Genomic DNA, 13,842 nt, shown 5'->3' with positions numbered 1-13,842 from the left:
TATCTCCTCAGTTTCAGTGTTTGACTTCCAGAAGTGTCTTCAGATCCTGCCCTCTGAAATACATTCCCTTGTTGTATGTCATGTAATTTAAGTAGGCGGTGTAGCAGTCTGACGCGAAGTCGTGCATTCCCTGCGTCGCGGCGTGCCCGTCGATGTACACAGCATTGATCTGGTTCCGATGGCGGAGCGTGGCATACGCGTTGTCGTCCCGGAGGTAGTACACCAGCGTGTTGGCGGAGTTGCCCGTCTGTGTGAAACTGTCGAAGAGGAGCGGCGAGCGGGAAGGCTGTTGCGCCTTGTGGAACAGCATCATGACGAAGTATTCGCCGTTTTCCGTGTAGCGGCGATACGGCGTCTTCCCCGAAGCGGCAAAATTTGCGAACGATGCATCGCCGTTCAAGCCGAATGAACCGTACGAAAAAGTCTGGCTTGCCGCCGTATTCTGCCAGGGGGATTGGTCGTTGGTTGCGGGGCAGGCAAAACAGGTTGGTGTCCCCTGCATGGAGAGCCCTTTGTACAGACAGCGACTCCAGCCGTAGTCCGACGCCATCCGGTGAGCGAAATAGCCGTTGTAGGAATCCACATAGCTGGCGGCGAAACCGCCGCACTGCTTCAGATTGTTCAGACACTGGATGGTGCGCGCCCGCTCCCGCGCCGCCGTCAGCGCCGGCAGCAGCATGGCGGCGAGGATTGCGATGATCGCAATTACTACCAGTAATTCAATCAGAGTGAAATTTTTTCTCCGGTCCGGGGTCAGGATTTCTGTCGGATGCATAGAGTTTCTCCTTCGTGAATGGTCGGGGTGATGGCGATGGTGGGGAGCTGGTCGATCAGGCCGTCCGCGTGGGCCTGAATACGGTCGGTGATCAATGCGGCGAGTTCGTTGGTCGCGCTGGAAATCGCATTGACGCGGGCGTTGCCGCTCAAGGCGTTGTTCTGGGAGTTGAGCGTGATCAGGCCGAAGCTGCCGGGGGTGTAGCGCTGCTGGTCGTTCAGCACTTCCAGCACCAGCAGCAGCAGGTCGTCGGTGGTGAGAAACAGCGAGTCGTACCGCGTCTGATCGGCGATTTTCGTCGTCTCCCGGATGCAGCTCTGGAGGCGTCCTTTGCCGTAATAGACGCGGTAGCAGTCCCGTTCCGGCTGAAAATCCAGCCCCAGCCGGGCGCACTCCCGGGTGAAGCCGGCGATTCGTTTCTGATACGGCGAATACCAGTGGTCAGTGAAGTCCGGCGTCAGCAGAGCCGGCGTGCGGAAGCCGTGCTCAAACAGCTGCTGCGCCGCAAGTTCGCCGACCCGGGTGTTGTCGATCGAAATCACCGGAAGTCCGTAGTGGAGCAACCCTTCGTCGGGGAAGAGGATGTTCCGTTTCTCCACGCGCCACTGCCGGATCAGCGGCTCTAGATCCCGGTCGATACAGAGAATGAGATAACGCGCCCGGTTTTGGGCGAGGGTTTGCAGATCCTCCGCGATCTCCTCCGGCCAGTAGCGGAGCAGAAAGAGTTCGGGCGCCAGCGGCGTCCCCTTCATCCGGTTGACCAGCGCCAGCCAGAGGCGGGCCCAGGCCGGATTGTCGATCATGTTCCGCCCGCCGGCGACGAACAGCACCGGAATCCGGTTCGCCTCCGGGTTGAGACTGCGTCCGTTCGCCGTCCGCAGAAGCTGTTGTTTCTGCTCCATGGCTTCGAGAATCTCCCGGATGACGCTGCGCGATCCGCCGGTGCGGGCGGCAAGTTCCCGCTCCGACGGAAACGCCGTCTGCCCCGCGGCAAGCAGTTCCCGGACCAGCTGACGGACCTTTCCCTCCGTCACCGCCCGCGGCTGATTGTTGCGCAACGCTCCCATGCGATCTCCCGAAAATTAAAAACAGACCAACTGGTATGTTTTAATTATACCACAAAACCCGGCCGATGTCAAGTCCATCCGGAAGTCCGGAGTGGAAAAATTCGTTTTTTTTGATTTTGCTCTTGACTTTTGATGGAAAATGATGCATAATATGTTTTAACGTTAAAACAGTAAAGCAGGCGGCCATGAAAGCGACCTTGAAAGACATTGCAGCCCGGGTGGGCGTGACCTCACAGCTGGTCTCCTTCTATCTGAATCATCCGGAGACGACGCGGGTTGCCCGGGAGACGCGCGAGAAAATCGATGCGGCGGTGAAGGAGTTGAACTATCGCCCCAATTCGGTCGCCCGCGCCCTCTGCACCGGGAAGACCGGAACCATCGGCCTCATCATGGGCGGACTTAACGAACGGAAACGGGGCTGTTACATCCACTCGCTCATGAACGAGGCGAAGCGGCACGGCTATCACCTGCTGACCGCAATCACCAATTACAGTCAGCAGGAGGAGCAGGAGGTTCTGGAATATATGATGGGGCGCCAGGTGGATGGCATCCTCTACACGCTCCAGCTCGCTCCCGGCAACAGGATTTCGCAGCGGTTGCGCGAGAGCCATTTCCCGATCCTCATGCATGCTCCGCAGGAGAATGAGAATTTCAACACCATCGGTCACGACTGCCGCAGTTCGCTGACCGCCGCGGTGGACGCTCTGCTGGCCCGGGGGCACCGGGAGATCACCTGGCTGGGGACGTTTCACAACGACGAGGAGGCGTTTCTGCGGCAGCTGGCACAGGAGAAATCGTTCCGTCTGAAGGCGCTGCTGATCACGCCGGACCCGGAGGAGACCGACCGGCTGACCGCCGCCGTTCTCCGGGAACGTCCTCCTGCGGTTATGACCTTCAACGTCTCCTTTCTCCGCAATCTGCTTGAAGAAATCGAAGCGGTTTCTCCCGCCTACCGGCCCGACTGTGTTGCCGCATATTCTCTGCCGTTTGACTGGATCCGAGACGAGCGGGTGATCGGAGCCGTGCACCAGTTTCACAAAGAGCGTGTCATGCAGGAGATCTCTCGGATGCTCGAGATCATCCGCCACCCGGAAGGCGAGGTGAAGGCGATCCGACTCCCGACGGAGTATCTCGCCGCCGGGGAAATTCCGGCGCTTCGCGAAAAGCAGCTGCTCGATCCCTACTATAAACCATTCAAATGACAGAGGAGAAAAATGTTCAGGAAACAGGACGGTAAATTCACTCTTATCGAACTTCTAATCGTAATTGCAATCATCGCCATTCTCGCCTCGCTTCTCCTTCCCTCGCTGAACAAGGCGCGGGAGCGGGCGAAGACGATTCACTGCGCCTCCAATCTGAAAGGGGTCGGTGCCCTCTTTTTCTCTTACGCGAACGACAACAGGGGGTTCATGCCGCTGAACAACGTCTCGGCATCGACCACACTGAATTTCCCGAAGACGCAGTGGTGCAACCTGCTGGTCAAGGGGGGATATATTTCCGACAACAAGTCGCTCTCCTGCCCCTCGGTGTTCCCGTACGGGCAACGGAATGTGAGAGCCGCCGGCGATCTCGACAACTACCAGACCTACGGGGCGAATATCGGCCCGTATGCCGGCGGAGGGAGCATCCGGTACAAATCGGCGGGGAGCGTGCCCTTTTCCGGGCTCTGGCACGGCAGTTTGAAGACCTTGCAGCCGAGCTGTTTCCCGATTCTCGCAGATACGATTCAATATGACGCCGCCGGGAATTTCGTCATGCAGAACCACTACTTCTACTGGCCCGCCTACAATCTGAGCGGCAGTGCGACGAACGGCAGGGTCCATACGAGGCACGCGCAGAAGTGCAGCGTGGCGGCGGCGGACGGGCATGTCACCACCGTGAACCGGGTGGAATTGATCGAACAGATGGGATTCCGGGACAACGGAATCTATATTTTCTAAAACCGCAGAGAGGACGTTGGGAATGAAGGAACGATTTTTTCTTCTGGCGGCATTGCTGATTCCGGGGCTGGAGCTGACTGCGGAATCGCGGATTGTCGTCAAAGATGAGGTGATCCGGCCGGTGGAACGCCGGATTTTCGGGACCAATCAGATCGCCGGAGTCAACCGGAAAAACCAGAAGACCGGCGGCAGGAACCGGACCTACGATCTCGGCATGGGCATCTGGGACCCGGCAGGGAACGCCCCCGACCCGGAGATGGTCCGACTGGCCCGCGAGGCGGGCGTGACGGTTCATCGCTGGCCCGGCGGATGCCGCACGCACAACTTCGACTGGAAGAAGCTGATCGGGAAGGCGGAAAGCCGGCCGAACAACCGGTTCGGTCTCCCGGAATTCCTGCGTTTCTGCCGTGAGACGAAGGCGATTCCGATCATCACGCTGCCCGATTACTCCGGCACCGCACAGGACGCCGCCGATCTGGTGGAGTACCTGAATTCTCCCGACGACGGCAAACATCCGTGGGCGGCGCGCCGGGCCGGCGACGGGCACCCGGAACCCTACGGCGTCGTCTACTTCGAGTACGGCAACGAGACCTATCACGGCAATCATGAAGGCTCCCTCTCGAAGGGGGCGAAGGGGATCATTTACGCTCCGGAATACGCCCGGCGCTACGCGGAGTACCGGCGGGCGATGCAGAAGGTCGATCCCCGCATCCGCCTCGGCGCGGTCTGTCATGAGGAGTGGATTCCGGAAATTCTCAAACGGAACGGGCAGAACGTGGATTTCTTCGTTCCGCACATCTATATCGGCACCTATTCGGCGAACGACGGCGCAATCGCGCCGGAAACGCTCTTCTCCATCGCGCTCGGCGGCGTGCGGATTTGCACACGGAAGCTGGCGTCCGTGCAGAAAGAGGCGGAAACGCTGGGCATTCAGAAGAACTTCCCGCTCGCCGTCACCGAATACAACTGTTTCATGCACAACAACAAACCGCGTCCCTACCGCTTTTCGCTCGGCGGAGCGCTGATCTCGGCGGAGATCCTGCGGATTCTGCTGCACGATCCCAACGTGTTCATGGCGAATTACTGGCTCTTTGCCAATGAGTTCTGGGGCTCCATCCGGAATTTCCAGGCCCCCCACCTCCGGCGGCCGGCCCACTACATGTTCACCCTGTTCCGCCGTCATCTGCAGGAGGAGCTGCTGCGGACCGAGGTGCAGTGCCCGCGGTTCGACTCTCCCGGAGGGTACGGGGTGCCCCGTGCCTCGGGCGAGATCTCCCCGGAGGGCGAGGAGAAGGAGAGCGCCCGGAATCTCCTGCCGCCCCAGCCGTGGAAGTTCATCGGCGGCGCGAAGGAGAAAGAGATTTTCAGTCAGAAGGAGCTGGCGGATGGCACGCTGGAGATCACCTTTCACAAGGATACCTTTCTGAACTATTTCCACGCTCAGAAGCGGATGCCGGCCAATTCGCTGAGCGGATACCGGGTTTCCGCGGAGATCCGGACCGAAGGGATGGAAGACTCCTCCGGCGCCGCGATTCAGATCGGGGACGGGCGCGGCTTCGACGCCACCCGCTCCTGCGCGGTCAGTCCGGGCGTTCTGAGCCGGCAGTGGCGGACGATCTCCACGGTTTACACGCCGCTCGCCGATACGAAATCCCTGCTGATTTCGATGCGTCGGATTGCGGGGAATTCCCGTGGGAAGATCTGGGTGCGCAACGTCCGGGTCACCGAGACGATTCCGGACAACATCGGGGCCTCGCCGCTGATCGAAGTGACCGCATCGCGTTCGAAGGATGGGAAGAGGTACTCCTTCGTGATCATCAACAAGTCCATGAAGGAGGCCGAACCGCTCTTTCTCGCCTTGCCGGGAATCCGGCGCGTCACGGCGGAAACCCTCTCCGGACCCTCGGTCGATGCGGTGAACGAGGACGATCCGGAGTGCGTCATACTGCGGCCGCAGAAGTGCCGGGTTACCGCAGAGGGGCTTCAGACGCTTCTGAGGCCGCACTCCCTGACCGGGATCACTGTGGAACGGTAAGCAAAATAGAGGAAATGAAGACGATGAATGAATTCTGGGTAACTCCGGGCGATGCCGTGCAGAACGCGATCGAAAAGGCTGCGGCGGCCGGGGGGGGCAAAGTGGTCCTCGCCCCCGGCACTCACCGAAGCGGAACGATCTACCTGCGCGACAATGTGGAGTTGCATCTTCCCGCCGGAAGCCGCCTGCTGGGAGGCACCGAACCGGAGGAGTACGACGATCTGCCGGCCGGACTCTACGGGGAGTACGCCCCCTGCAAGTGTTCGAAGGCGCTGGTTGCGGCGTCCGGCGCCGTCAATATCGCCATCACCGGCAGCGGGGTGATCGAAGGCGGCGGGCCGGCGTTCTACGACCGCGACCGGCTGGGAGGGGGATTTTTCTATGCGAAGACGGAGAAGCCGCGTCCGCGCCTGCTGCAGCTGGTTCACTGCCGGAACGTCCGGCTCGAAGGGGTGACCTTTCTCGACTCCCCCGGCTGGACCACCTGGCTGATCGAATGCGAGGATGTCACGATTACCGGACTCCGCATCTACGGCGATCCCCGCATGATCAACAACGACGGACTGCACTTCTTCGGCGGGAAACGGATTGCGGTCAGCAACTGTTTCATCTCGACCGGCGACGATGCGCTGGTCGTCCGGGCCGGGCGGGCCTGGCAGCGGGACGCCGAATGCCTGGCGGAGAATGTGGTCGTGACCAACTGCGTGCTGGAGAGCTCCTGTCAGGGGGTGCGGCTCGGCTGTACCTGCGACGACAAAATCCGCCGCTGCAGCTTCAGCAACCTGATCATCCGCAGCCGGAACGTCGGCATCTATCTGGACAACCCCGTCCGTTATCTCACGGTCGCCTGCAAGGGGCCGCTGCTGGATCTGGACGACGTCAGCTTTGAGAACATCTCCGTGGAATCCCTGACCAAACCGATTGCGGTGGAGGTCGAGGAGGGGCTGGCGTTGCGCAGAATCGGCCGCGTCCGGTTTCACAACATCTCGTTCCGCGGGCGGGAGCCGCTCTGTTTCACCGGCTCGTCACAGACTGTTCTGGAGGAGATCCGGTTGTCGGAGGTCTCCGGCTCCGTTTCCGGACCGGAGACGATCCGCAGCTGCTATGTCAACTCTCTGATTATGGAGCGTTGCGACATCTCCCGGAAACCGTGACGGAGCTTTGCCGTTCACCGGGAGTCCGGGGATAAAAGCTCCGCTTCCGGCGACACCCCGCAACGGGTCTCCTCCGGAGGAAATCCGGCGATCCGGTTGCAGTAGCTGTTGGAACAGCCGGCCGGAAGCCACTCCTCGCGGCGGGCGCGCAGCCACTCCAGCGCGGGGGTTCCGGCCACCTCCAGCTCCAGATGGTTCCGCCCCGGGCGGAGCCCGTCGAGACGGAACACCCACGGCGCGAAGGCCCGCATCCCCGTCTGCTGACCATTCACCCGGAGCGTGCCGCCCGACCAGAGCTGCCGGAACCGCAGCGCTTCCGGCAAGGGACCGGTTCCGCACTCCAGTTCGGCGGAGAGGTGCAGTACGCCGGAGAATCCCGGCTCCTGCTCCGTGTAGTCGCCCGAGGCGGGGAGCGCCTTCCCCACCGCTCTGCGGCGGAAGGCGGGGCGGGGGCCGAGGTGGAGCTTTTCCACCATGTCCACCTGCCAGTCGAGCCGGAGCCATCCGGCGGAGTACAGCGGCGGCAGAACGTTCTCCGGCGCGGAGCTTCTGCGCCGGAAGATGCGCAGTTCCCCCGGCGCAAACTGCGCTTCATAGCCGCCCGGAATCTTCCGGAGCGGTGCGAGCCGCCCCGGAAGCGCGTCCGGCGGCGGCAGCTCCTCCCACTCCTCCTGCGCGGCGAACTGCAGCAACCCGCCGTCACGTTCGTCGCAGAAGACCATCACCGCCTCCGTCCCGTCCCGGCGGCGGCACGGGAGAATCCGGAATTTTCCGCGCGTCGCAAGCGGATTCCAGAACGCATACTTCGCCGCCATCTCCCGGGGGAACGGGTTCTCCGGGTCGAGAAGCAGCGTGCCCTCCGGCGGCGTCTCCTCTACTCCCGCGAACCGCCACGGAATCCAGCGGTCGTCCAGTTCGGTCAGGAACGCATTCCACGCGCGGTTCCGCTCCTCCGTCTCATCGGGGGAGGCGAGGGGCAGCAGAGGCCGGTAGCGCACCCACACCCGCGATTTCACCGCGCCCGGGTCGAAATTGCCGGCCCAGTTCCAGTGCGCGGTCAGCGCCGGGAAGAGCCGCCACAGCGGATTCCGGGGGGAGAAGTCAGTGCCGCAGGAGATCTTGCGCACCCCGTTCGCCGAAGCGAGGAAGGGCATCACCATGAGCCGGCTGATTCCCCGCACGAACTGGGCGTTGGCCACATGGTTGAGGATGGTGGTGGAGTCGCCGGGGCCGTAGACGTTGAAGCTTTCGCTGAGCGTTTCCCGCCGCCCGTTCCGGACTGCGGCGGAGAGGGCGAGTTTCGCAAAGGCTCCGTCGCCGGAAGCGGGGTGGATCTGCCGGGCGATCGTATCCACGCCGGGAACGTCGAAACGGTCGCAGATCTTCAGGTAGTCGCCGAAGATTGCCGCGTGAGAGGTGATGAGATGTTCGCCTGCGAGATGTCCCTCCAGCGAGATGCCATTGGCGTGGCACCAGGAGGCGATCACCCCGAAAAAGTTGCGGGCGAAGAGCTTCGTACAGCACTCCAGATAGAGCCGCTGCGCCCGGTCCGCCTCCGCCGAATCGCCGGCCGGCGCGAAGAGAAGCGGATAGATCTCCTCCACCGCGAATCCGTTGCGCCGCCGGAACTCCTCCGGCAGCAGCGGCGACCAGGGGACACGTTCGGTGCCGACCGCACCGGAGAGGGTGGGCTCGTCGGTGAAGATTCCGCGGATGGTCCGGCCGAACTCCTCCGGCGCGGCGGCATGGTAGCGTTCGTGGACGAGGCGGAGAAATTTCCGGGTCGCATCCGGATTCATAAGATCGCTCCGCCAGCCGGTGGGGTCGGCCGGAACCGTTTTGAATTGTTTTGCGCCGTCGCGGACCAGCACCCGGGCGGCGAATTCCGGGTTGCCCCGGACCACCCTGCCGCAGGCGGTGCCGCTGGGCCAGCCGCCCTCGTCATAGAGGATCAGCAACAGACCGAGCCGGCGGCATTCGTCGACCACCCGGCGGAAGTGCTGAAAATAGCGTTGCTCGAGGTAGGCGATCCGCATCCCGGCATAGAAGTCGTTGGGGCGGAAGTTCTGCGGCATCGGATGCAGACAGACCGAACGGAATCCCGCGTCGCGCATCGCCGTGAGCTGACGCGTCGTCATCGCTTCGGAGGGATCGCAGTTCCAGTACCAGAAGATCCCCGGATTGGCATCGCCCCGGAGCGTGACGGCGGGGCCGCCCGCGGGGAATGGAGAAGCTGTCGTTTGTGTGGAAGACATGGGGGCTACTCTTTCTTCTCCGCCGGGAACAGCTGGAGCCGCACGGAGTCCACCGAAAGGGAACCGGTCGTCGCCGGACCAAAGCCGATTTCCGGTTTCAGCGTCCCGGCGTCGGCCGGAATCGGGAAATCGAGCTGGTAGAGGGTCCATCCGGCGGTTCCGGTGAGATCGGATTTGAGCTTGTCTTCGGAGAAGGAACTGCGCTTGCGGCCGCTGTTGACCGCCAGGATGACACCGTGGCGGCCGCGCCCTCTGCCGGTGGTCTGCACCTGTTCAAACCGTGCCAGAACCTGCAAGGTGCCGCGGGCGTATTTCCCCGGCTCGACCGGCACGGTCTGGGTGATGGTCACCTTTTCCGGGACAGGTTTCGTCGTCTGGATGCGCAGGCCGTTGCCGTTTCTGCCGTACTCCGGGGCGCAGTCGACGCGGGTGCCGGAGGGAACCGGGTAGCACCAGTTCGCCGGGTCGCCGAACGATGCGCGTGCGAAATCCCCGTTCGGCGGCAGTTCGCCGCCGGGGAGCCGGATCAGGTGATAGTGCAGGCGGCGGCGGTAGGAGTTGCCGGGATCACTGCCGAGCGACTCCTTCTGCTTTTCTCCGACGCGGTCGATCTCGATGTCGAGCCCGTAGATGGAGGAGGCGGGAAGTTCCGCGAGGGGGAGGAGAATCTCCATTTTGTAGCCGGTGTCGGTCTCGGTCACCTTCCGGGTGGCGGCGGTGGCCGGATTCCGGCTGGCGTACACGGTTACGCCGGTCGTGGAGGGGCGGACCGCAAACGCGTACTGCCACGGCTTGATCTCATTGCGGTCGAGGTGGCGGAACGGGGCGGGGTCCAGAAAGAGTTCCACCGCGGAGCCCTCCCAGAGCGCATGGCCTTTCGCCGCTTTCCGCTGAGGATCGGCCACCTCCAGAACGATCTTCAGGCAGCCGTTTTCCAGCGAAAGGTCGGCGCGGGTCCCCCGGGAGAGGGTCACCGTGGCCGGCAGGGTGTGGGCGGGCGTCTCCGGCACCAGATGGACGTTGGCGGGAACCGCCTTCTCCGCGGGAAGCTCGATGAGGGAAAACTCCTCTTTGCCGAAGGAGAAGCGGGCCGGCAGTTCGCCGATACGCCCCTCGACGATCCCCGGAATCCCCGTCCGGTTGCGCGCTTCGAGGAACAGGCGGTCGCCGCACCGGCGTCCGTAGAGCTCCACCGGGTTCTCCACCTGGAAGGTCGAACCTGCCAGCATCGTTTTCACCTCCGCCGGCGTGCCGGTGAGGAAATACGGTTCAAAGGAGAGCTCGTGAGTGCGGCCGGAGCGTTCGTTTCCGTAGAGATCGAGCACCCGGGCGCGGCCCGGTCCGGGGGTCCACCTGCTTCCCGAGGGGCGCAGGTCGTAGAGGAATCCCAGCGCTCTGGTGCCGGATTTGTCGGTGAAGATTCCGGCGCGGATCTGCGAACCGAGATCGACCGGGGCGAGGGTCTCCATGCCGGTCAGCAGGAAGGAGAGCGCGTTCATCGCCGCCGCAAGTTCGGTCATCGGCACCAGATTCACAATCCGGTCCGCCCGCTGGAAGAAGGAGGAGGCGCACGGAGAAGGCGACGCTTTGACCCCGTGGAAGAAGCCGTCGAGGAAGTGCCGCTGAAGCTCATTCGAAGAGTAGCGGGAGAACTCCCGGCTGTAGTTGATCTGCCGGCGGCGCGCCGTGGGCAGATAGTAGCACTCCGTGTTCCACAGCGGTCGCGGTTTCGCCAGCGTCGATTGGATGTTCTTCACACACTGCGCGTAGAGGTTGAGCGCGCCGTTGATGTAGTCCAGACCGCAGGCGTAGGGGTGGAAGGCGACGGCGTCGAGGTAGTCGACGTAGTTCGGATCGGCGGCGTTGAGCTGTTCGCACCACTTGACGACGTTCATGCCGAAGTCGCCGGTCACCCCGTTCCCGAGCAGAATGGAATCCGGGCGGCGCTGTTTGAGGAACTTCCAGGTGTGTTTCAGGTAGTCGATGTAGTTCTTCGCCGGCATGCCGAAGATGCCGGGTTCGTTGGACATCTCCCAGCAGCGGACCTGACCGCCCCAGTTCTTCCAGACAAATTGCAGATACCGGTCGTAAATTTCCATCGGCGGCAGTACCGAGCCCATCTTCCGGCCGGGCGCCTGGTAGAAATATTCATAGAGATACATCGGCAGCTGCGAACCGCGGATGCTCTTCGTCCGGTAACGGTCCAGCGTTTCCTGGCCGCCGTGGACGGTGAAGTTGCCGACCAGACAGAAGAGCGGTTCGATCTGATACTTTTTGAGCATATCCATCTGCAGGCCGATGATCTTTGACGTGAACTCGTTTTTTTCCGGCTCGATCAGGCGCCACCGGCCCCAGACCCGGAACAGGTTGACGCCGGATTCCTTCAACAGCCGGTACTCCCGCTCGAAGCTGGAGTGACGGATGCTGTAATTCTCCTGCCCCTCCCGCTCGGCGCGGCCGATCGGGCAGAGCGCCTCGTCGTTGACCCCGATTCCCCAGCCGAAGGAGCCGAATGGATGCGTGACGGCCGGGTGAAGCACCTGAATGCTGGTGTTGATGCCGCGGAGCGGTTTCCCCTTCCGGCGAAGAACCGTGGTGAAGGAGCCGTATTCCCCGGCCTTCCAGGAGGCGCTTCCGGTCCAGGTGCCGTCCGCTCTCCGGGTCAGCCGGAGCGGGAGCGCGGCAAGTTCGCTGTTGTTGTAGTCCCGCAGTACCGCAAGTTCCGCATCGAGCGAATCCGCCGCATCCGCGAGGCGCGCCCGCACGGCGAAACGGACCATGTCACCGCGGCGGTAGAGCTGGTCATCCCGGTCCGGAATCACGCAGTACTCTTCCGGCTCGCCGGTTTTTCTGCCGTCGACGTAGCGCAGCTGGACGTTGTCAAGGTAGAGGCTGTTGAGCGTTCCGCCGCTCTTTACCGCGGAGGGCATCACCCAGATGTTGTAGTAGTTGGTGTAGGCTTTCACCGGAAAGCGGCGGGAGAATCGCTGCCATTCGGTGGTCGGGCGGAAGGAGAACGACTTCAGCATCGGGTAATAGGAGTCGCGGTCGTTGTCGGGGAAAAGGCGGAAGTCGATCGTGAACGAGCTCAGCTTGTGCAGTGTGCCGCCTTCATCCGGACCGACCTTGGCGTCGAAGGAGATCTCCACTTCGCCGTCGCGGGTGAGCAGAATGTCGGCAAGTTCCAGCTGGTAGTGGGAAATGCCCCGATAGCCGGGGATCATCAGGCACTGGCCGGGATTTCCCCCGGAGACGGTGCGCGGCGTGTAGAGCCGGTCCGGGTCCGCCCGGACCGTGTCGATCGCGGCGCGGTTGACGTCGAGAAAATATCCCGGAACACCGCGCCCGGGTTCGCCCAGTTCCATGTGCGAATTGAGGTTGACCGGCTCTCCGCCGCAGGCGAGAAGAGCCAGCGCGGAGCAGAGGGTAACGGGCAATGATTTCATGGAGAAGTTCCTTGCTTGTGCGGGAGCGCTGCCCGGCTATTCATTGATGTTGGTGGCGAAGTATTTCTTCCAGATCTCGACCTCCCGGCTGCCGCCGGCGGCGTTGAGTTCGGATACCGCGTCGAGCATCCCTGCGTGTCCATCCACGTAGAGGGCCCCCGTGTTCCGTTCATGGACCGGACCGACCAGATTGGAGGTGCTGGAGGAGTTGAAGAGATAGCGCCCGTCGGTGATGACGCCCAGTCCGGCTTCATTTCGATTCACCTGATATTCGATGACGCCGACTTTTGCGGCGGGTTTCTTCACCCGTTCCGGGGAGACGACGCCGGCCGGACCGACCTTCAGTGGACCGGTGATGCCGACGGCGCCGTCGGCATACCACAAGGTGGAGCTGGAACCGACGACGATATAGTGGCTCGGAAGAGGGCCGCCGTTTTCCGTTCGCTGTTCGGCGTGTTTGGGACAGCGCAGACCGAGATAACTGCCGTTTACGGAGCTGTGCTGCCGGTCGATCGGCAGATAGGAGCTGCCGATTCTGACGCCGGAATCGGAGAGGCCGGTCAGCAGATTCCACCAGCGTCCTTTCTCCGTAGTCCCCGGCAGGGTCTGGGTGGCGTCTTGCGGCCAGGGGAAGAAGGTGAAATCGCCGGTGTACTGGGCCAGCCCCAGCCCGATCTGCTTGAGGTTGTTGACGCAATGGATCGAGTAGGCGCGCTCCCGGGCGCGGTTCAGAGCGGGCAGCAGAATCCCGGCGAGGATGGCGATGATCGCGATTACGATCAGGAGTTCGATCAAAGTAAAATTACTCCGTTTCGCGCGGAACGACGGGGAATCGGCCGCGACAAAATGCGATGCCGGAAATACGGGACTCTGCTGTTTCATCTGTCATGCTCCTGTCTTGAGAAAATTGAAGTTCGAACGGGACCGGGGGCGTGATTCCGGCGTCTGCCGGGCCGGAACTCCCCCGTCTGTGTCTTAAAAGCACATGAATGGATGAGGAACATCCTTTCCCTTCTTGTTTTTTTCTTTTCTAGCAGCCTGTCGGACTTAAAAGCAAGTTCTGCGAGAAAAATCATAAAAGCATGATATATTACCAGTCAAAAAAAGGTGTATGATGGCAGCGAAATTTGTGATATTGGACCGAGACACGCCAATGATGTTACCGCCAGA

General features: G+C 62.1%; 9 protein-coding genes. 4 read left to right on the top strand and 5 right to left on the bottom strand.

Annotation, left to right across the window (positions count from 1 at the left end; genetic code table 11):
• Window positions 1–13: 13 nt before the first annotated feature.
• The gene (locus tag ACMLHG_RS01325) at window positions 14–775 is read right to left on the bottom strand and encodes a prepilin-type N-terminal cleavage/methylation domain-containing protein (RefSeq protein WP_417169283.1); all 762 of its coding nucleotides are present in this window, start codon (window positions 773–775) and stop codon (window positions 14–16) included.
• Window positions 754–1,842 (bottom strand): substrate-binding domain-containing protein, encoded by a 1,089-nt coding sequence (locus ACMLHG_RS01320; RefSeq protein ID WP_417169282.1) that lies wholly within the window; start codon window positions 1,840–1,842, stop codon window positions 754–756. Before ACMLHG_RS01320 ends, ACMLHG_RS01325 begins: the two co-directional genes overlap by 22 nt.
• A 185-nt stretch (window positions 1,843–2,027) precedes the next feature.
• Here ACMLHG_RS01320 and ACMLHG_RS01315 point away from each other — a divergent pair, with 185 nt between their 5' ends.
• Genes ACMLHG_RS01315 through ACMLHG_RS01300 form a run of 4 tightly spaced genes read left to right on the top strand, consistent with a single transcriptional unit; the run spans window position 2,028 to window position 6,971 of the window.
• Window positions 2,028–3,044, top strand: coding sequence for a LacI family DNA-binding transcriptional regulator (locus ACMLHG_RS01315; RefSeq protein WP_417169281.1), 1,017 nt, complete (start codon window positions 2,028–2,030; stop codon window positions 3,042–3,044).
• 12 nt (window positions 3,045–3,056) lie between these two features.
• The gene (locus ACMLHG_RS01310; protein ID WP_417169280.1) at window positions 3,057–3,782 is read left to right on the top strand and encodes a prepilin-type N-terminal cleavage/methylation domain-containing protein; all 726 of its coding nucleotides are present in this window, start codon (window positions 3,057–3,059) and stop codon (window positions 3,780–3,782) included.
• A gap of 22 nt (window positions 3,783–3,804) precedes the next feature.
• Window positions 3,805–5,817 (top strand): alpha-L-arabinofuranosidase C-terminal domain-containing protein, encoded by a 2,013-nt coding sequence (locus ACMLHG_RS01305; RefSeq protein ID WP_417169279.1) that lies wholly within the window; start codon window positions 3,805–3,807, stop codon window positions 5,815–5,817.
• A gap of 23 nt (window positions 5,818–5,840) precedes the next feature.
• On the top strand, window positions 5,841–6,971 hold the full coding sequence (locus ACMLHG_RS01300) for a glycoside hydrolase family 28 protein (RefSeq protein WP_417169278.1): 1,131 nt from the start codon (window positions 5,841–5,843) through the stop codon (window positions 6,969–6,971).
• Window positions 6,972–6,985: 14 nt separating this feature from the next.
• Here the strand turns inward: ACMLHG_RS01300 and ACMLHG_RS01295 are convergent, their stop codons facing one another.
• Genes ACMLHG_RS01295 through ACMLHG_RS01285 form a run of 3 tightly spaced genes read right to left on the bottom strand, consistent with a single transcriptional unit; the run spans window position 6,986 to window position 13,554 of the window.
• Window positions 6,986–9,226 (bottom strand): hypothetical protein, encoded by a 2,241-nt coding sequence (locus ACMLHG_RS01295; RefSeq protein WP_417169277.1) that lies wholly within the window; start codon window positions 9,224–9,226, stop codon window positions 6,986–6,988.
• 5 nt (window positions 9,227–9,231) lie between these two features.
• Window positions 9,232–12,672: a sugar-binding protein gene (locus ACMLHG_RS01290; RefSeq protein ID WP_417169276.1), complete on the bottom strand. Its 3,441-nt coding sequence runs from the start codon at window positions 12,670–12,672 to the stop codon at window positions 9,232–9,234.
• A 36-nt stretch (window positions 12,673–12,708) separates the two neighbouring features.
• Window positions 12,709–13,554, bottom strand: a complete 846-nt coding sequence (locus tag ACMLHG_RS01285) for a prepilin-type N-terminal cleavage/methylation domain-containing protein (RefSeq protein WP_417169275.1) — start codon at window positions 13,552–13,554, stop codon at window positions 12,709–12,711.
• Window positions 13,555–13,842: the final 288 nt, after the last annotated feature.

The organism is Victivallis sp., from assembly GCF_048170485.1.
Taxonomy (GTDB): domain Bacteria; phylum Verrucomicrobiota; class Lentisphaeria; order Victivallales; family Victivallaceae; genus Victivallis.
Note: the sequence above shows the minus strand (reverse complement) of the source record. Positions and strands in the feature narration are given on the sequence as shown.